Below are 258 nucleotides of genomic sequence, written 5' to 3'. Positions count from 1 at the left end.
TTCAGATTGGTCGATCCGATCCGCAGCAGTCGGTCGTCGATGATCGACATCTTGGCGTGGACGATGATCCGGTCGCCCTCCTCAGTCAGGGGGGCGAAGGCGAAGAAGCGGTTGAACTTGTCCGCCTGCTCCAGCCGGTACAGCACCTCCGCGCGCGCCGTATCCATCGTCAGACTGTCGAACCAACTGGGGCTCTTGGCCGTGGAAACGACGATGATCTGCGGCCCCTCCGGCTCGGCCAGACGCTGCGCCAGGGCG

Annotated in this window: 1 protein-coding gene; it reads right to left on the bottom strand. The window is 64.3% G+C overall.

All coding sequences use genetic code 11. The features are described 5' to 3' along the window. Window positions 1-258: hypothetical protein (locus CVH10_RS22095; protein WP_219924998.1), on the bottom strand; the 258-nt coding region annotated here is incomplete at both ends.

The sequence above is a fragment of the Halomonas sp. ND22Bw genome, assembly GCF_003011945.1.
Classification (GTDB): domain Bacteria; phylum Pseudomonadota; class Gammaproteobacteria; order Pseudomonadales; family Halomonadaceae; genus Halomonas; species Halomonas halophila.
The sequence above is the reverse complement of the archived record's forward strand: the minus strand, read 5'-3'. Positions and strand labels throughout refer to the sequence as shown.